The organism is Burkholderia sp. MSMB1826 (genome assembly GCF_001526325.1).
Taxonomy (GTDB): Bacteria; Pseudomonadota; Gammaproteobacteria; order Burkholderiales; family Burkholderiaceae; genus Burkholderia.
Genome location: NZ_LOYN01000038.1, coordinates 129,598 through 142,575 on the forward strand (window position 1 = coordinate 129,598; position 12,978 = coordinate 142,575).

The 12,978-nt window shown below is 68.2% G+C and carries 10 protein-coding genes; 6 read left to right on the forward strand and 4 right to left on the reverse strand.

Going from position 1 to position 12,978, the window contains the following annotated elements:
* Positions 1 to 164: 164 nt before the first annotated feature.
* A complete protein-coding gene (locus WS95_RS22985; RefSeq protein WP_034205926.1) occupies positions 165 to 716 on the reverse strand; it encodes a hypothetical protein in 552 nt (183 codons plus the stop codon).
* A 176-nt stretch (positions 717 to 892) separates the two neighbouring features.
* Complete coding sequence (locus WS95_RS22990) at positions 893 to 1,714, reverse strand: IclR family transcriptional regulator (protein WP_059826281.1); 822 nt, start codon at positions 1,712 to 1,714, stop codon at positions 893 to 895.
* A gap of 663 nt (positions 1,715 to 2,377) precedes the next feature.
* On the opposite strand from WS95_RS22990, the gene WS95_RS23000 reads away from it, so the two are divergent.
* Positions 2,378 to 3,226, forward strand: a complete 849-nt coding sequence (locus tag WS95_RS23000; protein ID WP_059826289.1) for an ureidoglycolate lyase — start codon at positions 2,378 to 2,380, stop codon at positions 3,224 to 3,226.
* A gap of 187 nt (positions 3,227 to 3,413) precedes the next feature.
* Here WS95_RS23000 and WS95_RS23005 read toward each other — a convergent pair whose 3' ends face one another.
* A complete protein-coding gene (locus tag WS95_RS23005) occupies positions 3,414 to 3,797 on the reverse strand; it encodes a VOC family protein (RefSeq protein WP_027781675.1) in 384 nt (127 codons plus the stop codon).
* A gap of 255 nt (positions 3,798 to 4,052) precedes the next feature.
* Between WS95_RS23005 and WS95_RS23010 the strand changes: the two genes are divergently transcribed.
* The gene (locus tag WS95_RS23010) at positions 4,053 to 4,706 is read left to right on the forward strand and encodes a CGNR zinc finger domain-containing protein (protein WP_059826292.1); all 654 of its coding nucleotides are present in this window, start codon (positions 4,053 to 4,055) and stop codon (positions 4,704 to 4,706) included.
* Positions 4,707 to 4,721: 15 nt separating this feature from the next.
* Here the strand turns inward: WS95_RS23010 and prpR are convergent, their stop codons facing one another.
* Entirely contained in the window at positions 4,722 to 6,701 is a 1,980-nt protein-coding gene (prpR, locus tag WS95_RS23015) for a propionate catabolism operon regulatory protein PrpR (RefSeq protein WP_059826295.1), read from the reverse strand.
* Between the two features lie 170 nt (positions 6,702 to 6,871).
* On the opposite strand from prpR, the gene prpB reads away from it, so the two are divergent.
* The 4 genes from prpB to prpF all read left to right on the forward strand — a co-directional run bounded on the left by prpB (position 6,872) and on the right by prpF (position 12,934).
* Positions 6,872 to 7,765: a methylisocitrate lyase gene (prpB, locus tag WS95_RS23020; protein WP_034205933.1), complete on the forward strand. Its 894-nt coding sequence runs from the start codon at positions 6,872 to 6,874 to the stop codon at positions 7,763 to 7,765.
* A gap of 105 nt (positions 7,766 to 7,870) precedes the next feature.
* Positions 7,871 to 9,043, forward strand: a complete 1,173-nt coding sequence (gene prpC / locus WS95_RS23025; RefSeq protein WP_034205934.1) for a bifunctional 2-methylcitrate synthase/citrate synthase — start codon at positions 7,871 to 7,873, stop codon at positions 9,041 to 9,043.
* Positions 9,044 to 9,124: 81 nt separating this feature from the next.
* Positions 9,125 to 11,719 carry a Fe/S-dependent 2-methylisocitrate dehydratase AcnD gene (acnD, locus tag WS95_RS23030; RefSeq protein WP_059826297.1) on the forward strand — a complete coding sequence of 865 codons (2,595 nt, stop codon included), beginning with the start codon at positions 9,125 to 9,127 and terminating at the stop codon, positions 11,717 to 11,719.
* Positions 11,720 to 11,743: 24 nt separating this feature from the next.
* Entirely contained in the window at positions 11,744 to 12,934 is a 1,191-nt protein-coding gene (gene prpF / locus WS95_RS23035) for a 2-methylaconitate cis-trans isomerase PrpF (RefSeq protein ID WP_059780133.1), read from the forward strand.
* The last annotated feature ends 44 nt before the right edge of the window (positions 12,935 to 12,978 follow it).

Below are 12,978 nucleotides of genomic sequence, written 5' to 3' on the forward strand. Positions count from 1 at the left end.
AGTCTCGGGTGAGGCTTTTCGGGAGACCGCGGTGAGCGTTTGCGGGATGCTCAGGTGAGCTTTTTCGGGAGCATGCGAACGCGCGGCTCCCGTGGGCGCGGCGCCGGCTCGTGCCGGCGTGACGCGCGGGTGCGGGCACGCAGGAACCGTGCCCGCGATTACTTTCACGCAGCGAGTTTCGCCGCCGCGTCGTTTACCTGGTCGCGCGAAATCGCGAGTTCCTCGAGGTGCGCATCGGCATAGACAGCACCGGTTTCGCGTTCGAGGCGCGCGATCGTGAGCGCACAGCGCGCGGTGTCTTTCGGCATCGCGATGAAGCGCTTGACCGACTCGCCGGACGTGAACGCGTCGAACAGTGCGCCGCGCACGTCGTCCGGAAGCGTCTTGGTCCACTGGTACGGCTTGCCGTTGAACGTGATCGACGGCGGCAGCGTGCGTTCCTTCTTGGTCGCCGTGATGAGCCCGTAGGTGCGCGCCGCGTCGCCGATCTGCTCCGGCGAGAAGAGTTCGTCGGGCGTGATGTCGAACTGCTCGATGTAGTTTTCGATCGCCTGCATTGCGGCGGCACGATCGTCGCGCTTTTTCTGCGCGCGCGCGACGATATCGCGCAACTCGTCCGCTTCCTCGGGCGTGATCGTGAAGCTTGCCTGCTTCTGCTGAAGTTCGGAGAAACGCTGGAATTCTTGATCGTTCAGAAGTTTGGCCATGACATCCATCGGACACGACGGTCGCGACAACCGGCCGCCGTAGTTTTTGAGAGGGCCGCTATTCTAGCGTAGCGCCGCGGGTGCCCGATGCGACAGCGCGCATCGGGCACCGCACGGGCGTCGCGCACACCCGGAGCCGGCGCTGCTGCGCCGTGCCCCGTGCATTTTGCCGGGTAACCCGCGCGTCAGCAGGTCTCGGTGCGGCACATCGACAGATAAGCGGCCGTATCGCGCAGTGCGTCGACGACCACGTCGACGGACGGCGCCATGTGCGCATCGATCCGGCGCATGTACGGACACGTCAGCACCGCGATCGCGTGGCCGGCCGGCCCGAGGATCGGCACGGTCAGGTCGGTCACGCCGTACGCTTGCCGGCTGTCCTGGCGCAGATAGCCGGACTGCCGGATCGACTGACACGCATTCGCGAGCTCCTGCTCGTTCAGCGGCGCCTCGCCCTTGACCTTGCAGTGCTCGGCCAGCATGTGCGCGCGTTGCTCGGGGCCCTGGTACGCCAGCATCATGCAGCCCGACGCCGTATCGGCGAGGCCGACGCGCGAGCCGAGCCGGACCGACACGCCCCACGGGCCGGGCCCGTCCACCTGCGCGATCACGAGCAGGTTGCCGCGATCGTAGACGGACAGGTGGCACGACTGCTCGGCCGCATCGGCGAAGCGCTGCATCGGCGGCAGCGCCTCGGCGATCAGCCGGTTCATCGGCGGATGCCGGTGCGCAAGCGCGAACAGCTTGAGGCTGAGCGTGTAGCGGTCGCCGCCGGTCGAGCGCATCACGTAGCGGCGCGCGACGAGGCGTTCGAGCATCCGGTAGATTTCGCTCGCGTTACGGCCGAGCTCCTTCGTGATTTCGGTGCGGGTGAGTCCTTCCTTCTGCTCGGACAGGAGTTCGAGAATGTCGAGGCCCTTGTCGAGCGCGGGTGCGCGATAGCGGTCGATAGCGGCCATCGATTCCCGTGCGTCGCAGCCGGGAAGCGGGTCGTTGGTTGTCTGCATTGTCGGTGTGAGGTTGGGGGATTACCGTCGATCGGTTGGCGACGCACGCTGGCCGGTTCTGCACGCGTATAGGGCGGCCGCGCGGATGGCCATGGAAGCCATCCGTGCGAGCTTAGCAATAAACATACAGTGTGCAATGCAGCGTCTTTTTACCGATCGTTACCGAACAAGAACGGATGGGCAAACGTTTTCGATGACAGGGGCACCCCGAATAGCCAGTATTCATGCACCGATGGCAGGCGCTGCCGCGAACGGCGGCCGATCGATCGACGCGGGTGCAGCGGGTGCTGCGCCGCAGCGCCGGCAGGCGCACCAATAGTCGGTATCCGTCGCGCGTCATTTCACGGCGCGCGGCCGATGGTACAAAGGCTTGCGGGCCAGCGACGGCGCGGCCGCGCGTGCAGCCGGCCGGCATGGGCCGGCACGCGTCGCGGATGCCGGGCCGTCGTCGCCGATGCGCAGACCGGCGGCCGCCCGTTCGATGCGCGCCGTACCGTCGTACGGCGCCGCGATCGCTGCGCCCGCGCGACGCTCGCGCGTCGACGGCATGCCGCAGGCGGCGCCGACGCGTGCACTCGACGATCGACGACCCGTCCGGCGCGCGGCCGCGAAAGGCCGCGTCGGCCGGTATCCTGTCCCATTCGACAACAGAGGTTAAGCACGATGAAACTGCTTCGCTATGGCCCGTCCGGCCAGGAAAAGCCCGGCATCCTCGACGCGGCCGGCCGGATTCGCGACTTGTCCGCGCACGTGCCGGATCTTGCCGGCGATGTGCTGTCCGACGCGGGTCTCGCGCGGCTGCGCGCGATCGATCCCGCCACGCTGCCGCTCGTGTCCGGGGAGCCGCGCATCGGCGCGTGCGTCGGCCGCGTCGGCAAGTTCATCGGCATCGGCCTGAACTATGCCGACCATGCGGCCGAAGCTGGCATGGCGGTGCCGAAGGAGCCGGTCGTGTTCGGCAAGTGGACGAGTTCGATCTGCGGCCCGAACGACGGCATCGACATCCCGAAGGGTTCGGTCAAGACCGACTGGGAAGTGGAGTTGGGTGTCGTGATCGGCGCGACGTGCAAGGACGTCGGCGAAGCGCGCGCGCTCGATTACGTCGCGGGCTACTGCGTGGTCAACGACGTGTCCGAGCGCGAATGGCAGATCGAGCGCGGCGGCCAATGGGACAAGGGCAAGGGCTTCGACACGTTCGGCCCGCTCGGCCCGTGGCTCGTCACGCGCGACGAAGTGCCGGATCCGCAGCGTCTCGACCTGTGGCTCGAAGTCGACGGCCACCGTTATCAGAGCGGCAACACGCGCACGATGGTGTTTACGGTCGCGCAACTGATCGCGTATCTGTCGACCTGCATGACGCTGCAGCCGGGCGACGTGATCACGACCGGTACGCCGCCGGGCGTCGGCATGGGCATCAAGCCGTCGCCGGTGTTCCTGAAGGCCGGCCAGACGGTGCGCCTCGGGATCGAAGGGCTCGGTGAGCAGTTGCAGAGCACGCGCAACGCGCAATGAGCGCGTGAGCGGCGCGGGCGGCTGGAGCATGCCGCCACCCGCGCGCCGGTCATGCTACTCGACCCGTCGGCATGACTGCCGCCGCGACCGGCGCGCACCGAACGACGAGGTAACCGAAACCATAGGCCCGGTTCCGCGCGATGCGGAATCGGGCCTTTGTCGCTCGTCCGGGGCCGGACGAAGCGGATCAGACGACGTTGTCGAGCTCGCAATGCGCTTCGAGCCGATACCCGTCGGGATCGACGACGAACGCCGCGTAATAGCCGGGGCCATAGTGCTCGCGCTTGCCGGGCCCGCCGTTGTCCTTGCCGCCGTGCTCGAGCGCGGCACGGTAGAACGCGTCGACCTCGACCGGCGACGCGGCCTTGAACGACAGGTGCAACCCCGAATCGGGATCGGCGACGACGGGGCGAGCCGCGTGCTGCAACCACAGTTCGGGCTCGGTCGTGCCGTACCCGATGGCGCCGTCGTCGCTATACAGACGCTTGTAGCCGAGTGCGCCGAGCGCGCTGTCGTAGAAGGTGCGGCTGCGGCCGATGTGTGCAACGCCGAACGAAAGGTGATCGATCATCTGTGGCTCCTTTGAACCGAGGGGGGGACGTCAGTGCGGCGAACCGGCTTACAGACACCACGCCAGCCGCTTGTAGCGAAGCGCGCCGAGCGTGATGTCGTCGTACGTGCGGCCGGTGGGCTTGTGGATAACGCTGAACGAAAGACGATCGATCATCTGTGTCTCCTTGAGTCGAAGGGGGCGTCGGCGCAGTCAACCTGTTTTTAACCACCATGCCGGTTATGTTAGAAATCGCTCGGGCGCTTGTCAACCGGCATGGTGGTTAGATACGATCGCGTCATGAGAAAAACGCAACCTTCCGTCACGACGGACTGCCTGATCCCGGCGCCGCCCGAAACGCTGAGCCTCGATTTCGCGAACACGCTGTACTGGCGCGGCAGCGATCCGCCGACGGAAACCTTCGGCACGCTGGACGACCTGCTGGCGTGGTGCCGCGAACAGGCCGGCGTACCGGCCGGGCTGGCCGACGTATGTCGCGTGCCCGGCGAAGGGAAAGAGACGGGCGACGCGCCGACGATGCTCGCGCGGGCGCTCGCGTTGCGCGAGGCGCTATACCGGCTGTTTTACGCCCAGGCGGAGCAGCGCGAGCCGCAGGATGCCGATCTCGCGCTGCTCGGCGGCTTTCTGGCGGAAGCGTCGCCGCGCGTTGCGCTGGCGCGCGTCGACGGTCGCTATGCGTGGCGGATCGACGCGTCGGGCGCCACGCTCGCGGGGCTGTTGAGCCCGGTGCTGTGGTCGGCGATCGACCTGCTCGGCGGCACGCGGCTCGCGAAGGTCAAGCGCTGTGCGAACGATGCATGCCAGTGGCTGTTCATCGACGACAGCAAGAACGGCAGCCGACGCTGGTGCTCGATGTCGTCGTGCGGCAATCGCGCGAAGGCGTATCGCCACTATCACAAGGCCGAATGACCAGGCGGCCCGAACCTATTTCGCCGACAACTTCCGCCACAGCGTCGTCTTGCTGATGCCGAGCACCGCGCACGCGCGGTCGCGGTCGCCGCCGCACGCGTCGAGCACCGCGCGGATCTCGTCGGCTTCCGCGCGACGGCGGCGTGCATGCAGCGTTTGCGCGTCGTCGGCGTCGGCCGCGTCGGGCGGCGCGGCGAACAGCTCGGGCGCGATCGCCTGCAGCGCGCCGGGGGCGAGCGCCGCGCACGCGGCGCCCGGATCGCTTTCGTCGACTTCCTCGGCCAGCTCCACCGCGATCCGCTCGACCACGTTCTGCAGTTCGCGGACATTGCCGGGCCAGCGGTAGCGCGCGAGCGTCGCCTGCGTCGCGTCGAGCACGCGCAGCGCGTCGTCGGTGTCGCGCACGCGTTCGGCGAGACGCGGCTCGCGCCGCGCGGCCTGCACGAGCAGCGTCGCCGCGAGCGCGGGAATGTCGGCCGCGCGTTCTCGCAGCGGCGGCAGGCCCACGTTCAGGATGTTGAGCCGGTAATAGAGATCCGCGCGGAACGTGCCGGCCTCGACGGCCGCGAGCAGCGGCCGGTGCGTCGCGGCGATCACGCGCACGTCGATGCGGATCGGCTCGGTCGAGCCGAGGCGGATCACCTCGCGCTCCTGCAGCACGCGCAGCAGCCGGCTCTGCAGCGACGGCGGCATCTCGCCGATTTCGTCGAGAAACAGCGTGCCGCGGTGCGCGGCCTCGAACAGGCCGGTCTTGCCGCCGCGCCGCGCGCCGGTGAACGCGCCTTCTTCATAGCCGAATAGTTCGCTCTCGAGCAGCGCTTCCGGAAACGCGCCGCAGTTGACCGCGACGAACGGATAGTTGCGCCGCGCGGACAGCGCGTGCAGGCTCTGCGCGATCATTTCCTTGCCGGTGCCGCTTTCGCCGAGCACGAGCACGGTCGCGTCGGATTTCGCGTAGCGGCGCACGAGGTCGCGCACGCGCGTCATCGGCGCCGATGCGCCGACCACGTCGTCGAGCGCGTAGCGTGCGGCGAACTGCTGCGTGGTCGGTTGCGAACGCAACGCGCGATCGAGCCGTTCGACCGCGCGCGATTCCTGGAACGTCAGCACGCTGCCCGACGTGACGCCGCGATCGACCAGCGGCCCGCGATGCACGACGTAGCGCACGCCGCGTATCGTCGCGAGCGCGTCGCCGTCTTCGCCGCGCAGTGTGCGCAGCTCGGGCCGCAGGTCGACGAGCGCGCGACCGACGGCCGCCGCCGGTTCGACCCCGAGCGCCGACGCGAGCCGTTCGTTGATCGCCTCGACGCGGCCGTGCGCGTCGAGCGCGACCACGCCGTCGCGCAGGTGCTGCAGCAGCGTGTCGAGCCGCTGGCGGCGGAATGCCTCGGCGTGCGTCGCATATGCGACTTCGAGCGCCGTCTCGACCGCCTTGCGCACCGACGCATGCGAATACAGGAACACCGCGCCCATGCCGGCGCTGGCCGCGAGGTCGGTGACGAGGCCCGGGCCGACGATCGTCTCGATGCCGCGATCGCGCAGGTCGTGCACGCAGGCTTCCGCTTCCTGCGCGGACTGATATGACGCAAACTGCACGTCGAGGCCGTACGCGGCGACGAAGCGGCGCACCTCGGGCGGCGTTTCGCCGGCGCTGACGAGCGCGATCCGCGCGGCATCGCGCCGCGCGCGCGCGAGCGCCTGCATCACGTCGAAGCCGGTCGGCGACACGACCACCACCGGCACCTGCGCGCGCGTTTTCAGGAAGCCGCCGTTCGAGCCGGCCGCGACGATCACGTCGGGCCGCGCGGCGCCGGCCTCTGCGACCGCGCTCAGCGCGTCCTCGTACGCGCGCGTCACGATGCGCACGTCGGCGCGTTCGTCGAATTCGCCGGCGATCTCGCGAAACAGGTCGCGCAGGCGGCTGATGCCCATCGCCCAGATGCGCGGGCGCACGGTGCGGTCGGGGCCGACGGGCTTGGTCGAAGTGAGGTCCATGACGGCCGATTATGCGCGTGCGATTTCATTTTTGAAACATGAAATTGCCGAATTGAAATGGGCGACCGATGCAACGCCTTCGGCGGTTGCTTAAGAATCAGTGAGTTAGCGACGTTTCGCGTGCTGGCCCGGTCCTTGCTGTTATCGGGCATTCCATCAGGAGGCCGTTCATGAGCAATACGCATCTTCAGAGCGCCGGCGCGAAGTTCCGCGCGGCAGTCGCGGCGGAGCAGCCGCTGCAGGTGGTCGGCGCGATCACCGCGTACGCGGCCAAGATGGCGCAGGCCGTCGGCTTCAAGGCCGTGTACCTGTCGGGCGGCGGCGTCGCGGCGAACTCCCTCGGCATCCCCGACCTCGGCATCAGCACGATGGAAGACGTGCTGATCGACGCGACCCGGATCACCAACGCGACCGACCTGCCGCTGCTGGTCGACATCGACACGGGCTGGGGCGGCGCATTCAACATCGCGCGCACGATCCGCTCGTTCATCAACGCCGGCGTCGCGGCCGTGCACCTCGAGGACCAGGTCGGCCAGAAGCGCTGCGGCCACCGCCCGGGCAAGGAAGTCGTGCCGACCGAGGAAATGGTCGATCGCGTGAAGGCCGCGGTCGATGCGCGTACCGACGACCAGTTCGTGATCATGGCGCGCACCGATGCGGCCGCCGCCGAAGGGATCGATTCGGCGATCGAGCGCGCGGTCGCGTACGTCGAAGCCGGCGCGGACATGATCTTCCCGGAAGCGATGAAGACGCTCGACGACTACCGTCGCTTCAAGGCGGCCGTGAAGGTGCCGATCCTCGCGAACCTGACCGAATTCGGCTCGACGCCGCTGTTTACGGTTGACGAGCTGCGCGAGGCGAACGTCGACATCGCGCTGTACTGCTGCGGCGCGTATCGCGCGATGAACAAGGCCGCGCTGAACTTCTACGAAACGCTGCGCCGCGACGGCACGCAGAAAGCAGCCGTGCCGACGATGCAGACGCGCGCCGAGCTGTACGACTTCCTCGGCTATCACGAATACGAGCGCAAGCTCGACGAACTGTTCGCGCAGGGCAAGAAGTAATGCGCCCGCGCGCCGGGACGCGGTTCCCGGAACGCATTGCATGAAGCCGGGGCGCGCCGCAGCGCCGGCCCCGGCCGAGATAGATCCCCATTGGAGAACGGAAACATGAGCGAGACGAAAGACGCAGCAGCACCGGCCGCCGCAGGCGCATTCAAGCCGAAGAAGTCGGTGGCGCTGTCGGGCGTGACGGCTGGCAACACCGCGCTGTGCACGGTCGGCAAGACCGGCAACGACCTGCACTATCGCGGCTACGACATTCTCGACGTCGCCGAATCGTGCGAATTCGAGGAAATCGCGCACCTGCTCGTGCACGGCACGCTGCCGAACCTGACCGAACTGGCTGCCTACAAGGCCAAACTGCGTGCGCTGCGCGGCCTGCCGAGCGCGCTGAAGGCCGCACTCGAACAGATTCCGGCGTCGGCCCACCCGATGGACGTGATGCGCACGGGCGTGTCGGTGCTCGGCACCGTGCTGCCGGAGAAGGACGACCACAACCTGCCGGGCGCGCGCGACATCGCCGACCGCCTGATGGCGTCGCTCGGCTCGATGCTGCTGTACTGGTATCACTTCTCGCACAACGGCAAGCGCATCGAGACCGAAACCGACGACGACTCGATCGGCGGCCACTTCCTGCACCTGCTGCACGGCAAGACGCCGTCGAAGTCGTGGGTCGAGGCGATGCACACGTCGCTGATCCTGTACGCGGAGCACGAATTCAACGCGTCGACGTTCACCGGCCGCGTGATCGCGGGCACGGGCTCGGACATCTACTCGGCGATCACCGGCGCGATCGGCGCGCTGCGCGGTCCGAAGCACGGCGGCGCGAACGAAGTCGCGTACGAGATCCAGAGCCGCTACAGCTCGCCGGACGACGCCGAAGCCGACATCCGCCGCCGCGTCGAGAACAAGGAAGTCGTGATCGGCTTCGGCCACCCGGTCTACACGATCTCCGATCCGCGCAACAAGGTGATCAAGGGCGTCGCGCACAAGCTGTCGAAGGAAGCGGGCGACCTGAAGTTGTACGACATCGCCGAGCGCCTGGAATCGGTGATGTGGGACGCGAAGAAGATGTTCCCGAACCTCGACTGGTTCAGCGCTGTGTCGTATCACATGATGGGCGTGCCGACCGCGATGTTCACGCCGCTGTTCGTGATCTCGCGCACGTCGGGCTGGAGCGCGCACATCATCGAGCAGCGCATCGACAACAAGATCATCCGCCCGAGCGCGAACTACACGGGCCCTGAAGACCTGCAGTTCGTGCCGATCGAGAAGCGCTGACACGTCCGCCGCGCGCACCGGCGCCCGCGAGGCGGGCGGCCGGCGCGCGGCGCGTCATACCCCGAATTCCCGCCCCACATCATGAATACCGCCAACCGCAAACCCCTGCCCGGCACGTCGCTGGACTATTTCGACGCGCGTGCCGCGGTCGACGCGATCGCGCCCGGCGCGTACGACACGCTGCCGTACACGTCGCGCGTGCTCGCCGAAAATCTCGTGCGCCGCTGCGATCCGGCGATCCTCGCCGAGTCGCTGAAGCAGATCGTCGAGCGCAAGCGCGAACGCGATTTCCCGTGGTTCCCGGCGCGCGTGGTGTGCCACGACATCCTCGGGCAGACGGCGCTCGTCGATCTCGCCGGCCTGCGCGACGCGATCGCGGACGGCGGCGGCGACCCGGCGAAGGTGAACCCGGTCGTGCCGGTGCAACTGATCGTCGACCACTCGCTCGCCGTCGAATGCGGCGGCTTCGACCCCGACGCGTTCGCGAAGAACCGCGCGATCGAGGATCGCCGCAACGAGGATCGCTTCCACTTCATCGAGTGGACGAAGAAGGCGTTCGAGAACGTCGACGTGATCCCGCCGGGCAACGGCATCATGCACCAGATCAATCTCGAGAAGATGTCGCCGGTGATCCAGGCGCAGGATGGCGTCGCGTTCCCGGACACCTGCGTCGGCACCGACAGCCACACGCCGCACGTCGATGCGCTCGGCGTGATTGCGATCGGCGTCGGCGGCCTCGAAGCCGAGAACGTGATGCTCGGCCGCGCGTCGTGGATGCGCCTGCCCGACATCGTCGGCGTCGAGTTGACCGGCAAGCGCCAGCCCGGCATCACCGCGACCGACGTGGTGCTCGCGCTGACCGAGTTCCTGCGCAAGGAAAAGGTGGTCGGCGCGTATCTGGAATTCCGCGGCGAAGGCGCGGCGAGCCTGACGCTCGGCGATCGCGCGACGATCTCGAACATGGCGCCCGAATACGGCGCGACGGCCGCGATGTTCTTCATCGACGGCCAGACGATCGACTACCTGCGCCTCACCGGCCGTAGCGACGAGCAGGTGAAGCTGGTCGAGACGTATGCGAAGACGGCCGGTCTGTGGGCCGACACGCTGAGCAACGCGCAATACGAGCGCACGCTGACGTTCGACCTGTCGAGCGTCGTGCGCAACATGGCCGGCCCGTCGAACCCGCACAAGCGGCTGCCGACGTCCGATCTCGCCGCGCGCGGCATTGCCGGCCAGTGGGAAGACAAGCCGGGCCAGATGCCCGACGGCGCGGTGATCATCGCCGCGATCACGAGCTGCACGAACACCAGCAACCCGCGCAACGTGATCGCGGCGGCCTTGCTCGCGCGCAACGCGAATGCGAAGGGCCTCACGCGCAAGCCGTGGGTGAAGAGTTCGCTCGCGCCCGGCTCGAAGGCGGTCGAGCTGTATCTGGAAGAAGCGAACCTGCTGCCGGAACTCGAGAAGCTCGGCTTCGGCATCGTCGCGTTCGCGTGCACGACCTGCAACGGGATGTCGGGCGCGCTCGACCCGAAGATCCAGCAGGAGATCGTCGATCGCGACCTGTACGCGACGGCCGTGCTGTCCGGCAACCGCAACTTCGACGGCCGCATCCATCCGTATGCGAAGCAGGCGTTCCTCGCGTCGCCGCCGCTCGTGGTCGCGTATGCGATCGCCGGCACGATCCGCTTCGACATCGAGCGCGACGTGCTCGGCCACGGCCCCGACGGCAAGCCCGTCACGCTGAAGGACATCTGGCCGAGCGACGAGGAGATCGATGCGATCGTCGCGTCGAGCGTGAAGCCCGAGCAGTTCCGCAAGGTCTACGAGCCGATGTTCGCGCGCGGCGCCGCCGCCGGCGAGCGCGCGGCGCCGCTCTACGACTGGCGCGCGCAGAGCACGTACATCCGCCGCCCGCCGTACTGGGAAGGGGCGCTGGCCGGCGAGCGCACGTTGAAGGGCATGCGCCCGCTCGCGGTGCTCGGCGACAACATCACGACCGACCACCTGTCGCCGTCGAACGCGATTCTGCCGAACAGCGCGGCCGGCGAGTACCTCGCGAAGATGGGCCTGCCGGAAGAAGACTTCAACTCGTACGCGACGCACCGGGGAGACCACCTGACCGCGCAGCGCGCGACTTTCGCGAACCCGACGCTGATCAACGAGATGGCGGTCGTCGACGGCGCGGTGAAGAAGGGCTCGCTCGCGCGCGTCGAGCCGGAAGGCAAGGTCATGCGGATGTGGGAAGCGATCGAGACGTACATGAATCGCAAGCAGCCGCTGATCGTGATCGCCGGCGCCGACTACGGCCAGGGCTCGTCGCGCGACTGGGCCGCGAAGGGCGTGCGGCTCGCGGGCGTCGAGGCGATCGCCGCCGAAGGCTTCGAGCGGATCCACCGCACCAACCTGATCGGGATGGGCGTGCTGCCGCTCGAGTTCAAGCCGGGCACCAACCGGACGACGCTCGGCATCGACGGCACCGAGACCTTCGACGTGATCGGCGAGCGCACGCCGCGCGCCGGCCTGACGCTCGTGATTCACCGCAGGAACGGCGAGCGTGTCGAGGTGCCGATGACGTGCCGGCTGGATACGGCCGAGGAAGTGTCGATCTACGAGGCCGGCGGCGTGCTGCAGCGTTTCGCGCAGGACTTCCTCGAATCGTCGCAGGCCGCCTGAACGACGCACATTGAGAACACAGACATGGCTCATATTCCTCAAATCAGGATTCCCGCCACCTACATGCGTGGCGGCACCAGCAAGGGCGTGTTCTTCCGGCTGCAGGATCTGCCGGATGCCGCGCAGGCGCCCGGCGCCGCGCGCGACGCGCTGCTGCTGCGCGTGATCGGCAGCCCCGATCCGTACGGCAAGCAGATCGACGGGATGGGCGGCGCGACGTCGTCCACCAGCAAGACGGTGATCGTGTCGACGAGCACGCGGCCGGGCCACGACGTCGACTACCTGTTCGGGCAGGTCGCGATCGACCGCGCGTTCGTCGACTGGACCGGCAACTGCGGCAACCTGTCGGCGGCCGTCGGCCCGTTCGCGATCGCCGGTGGCCTCGTCGATCCGGCGCGCGTGCCGCGCGACGGCGTCGCGACCGTGCGGATCTGGCAGGCGAACATCGGCAAGACGATCGTCGCTCACGTGCCGATCGTGAACGGCGCGGTGCAGGAGACGGGCGACTTCGAGCTGGACGGCGTCACGTTCCCGGCCGCCGAAGTGCAGCTCGAATTCATGGACCCGGCCGCCGAGGAAGAAGGCGCGGGCGGCTCGATGTTCCCGACCGGCAACCTCGTCGACGATCTGACCGTGCCGGGCGTCGGCACGCTGAAGGCGACGATGATCAACGCGGGCATCCCGACGATCTTCGTCGACGCGGAAGCGATCGGCTATACGGGCACCGAGCTGCAGGACGCGATCAACGGCGACGCGAAGGCGCTCGAGAAGTTCGAGACGATCCGCGCGCACGGCGCGTTGCGCATGGGCTTGATCGACACGCTCGACGAAATCGCGACGCGACAGCACACGCCGAAGATCGCGTTCGTCGCGAAGCCGGCCGATTACGTCGCCTCGAGCGGCAAGCGCGTGAACGCGGGCGACGTCGACCTGCTGGTGCGCGCGATGTCGATGGGCAAGCTGCATCACGCGATGATGGGCACCGCGGCGGTCGCGATCGGCACGGCCGCGGCGATTCCGGGCACGCTCGTCAATCTCGCGGCGGGCGGCGGCGAACGCAACGCGGTGCGCTTCGGGCATCCGTCGGGCACGTTGCGCGTCGGTGCGGAAGCGAAACGGGAAAACGGCGAGTGGACCGTCACGAAGGCGATCATGAGCCGCAGCGCGCGCGTGCTGATGGAAGGCTGGGTGCGCGTGCCGGGCGACGCGTTCTGATCGTCGTCGGTACCGGCGCGGATGCGGGCGGCTTCGGCCGCCCG